The sequence below is a fragment of the Candidatus Symbiothrix dinenymphae genome (assembly GCF_001431085.1).
Map to the genome: position 1 here is coordinate 1 of NZ_BBRU01000468.1, position 408 is coordinate 408.

At 52.5% G+C, this 408-nt stretch carries 1 pseudogene; it reads left to right on the plus strand.

The annotated features are described in order from the left end of the window. Nucleotides 1-408, plus strand: a pseudogene (locus ASC50_RS05135) (SusC/RagA family TonB-linked outer membrane protein); the annotation flags it as partial.

A 408-nucleotide genomic window follows, 5' to 3' on the forward strand; every position in this document is an offset into this window, starting at 1 on the left:
GGTGAATACACCTTGCTGAATCTCAACCCTGCCGGCACCCCCAACGGCGGGCAAGCTTTTCTTGGACCTATGGTAGGCGACCGCAAAGCCACTACCCATTACTATTACGAAGGACGGCTGAACTGGGACCGTCAATTCGGTAATCATTCCGTAGGAGCAATGGCTGTGGGTATGGCTGAGGAATACCTGCTGACAGACGGTAAAGGAGGCACCATCTACCAAACGTTGCCCGAAAGGAATGCGGGGCTTTCCGGCAGGGTTACCTACGATTACGATACCCGTTACTTTGCCGAATTTGCATTCGGTTACAATGGTTCCGAAAAGTTCGAAGGAAGTAAGCAATTCGGTTTCTTCCCCTCCATAGGGGTCGGCTGGTTGGCTTCCAACGAGCAGTTTTGGGAGTCGATG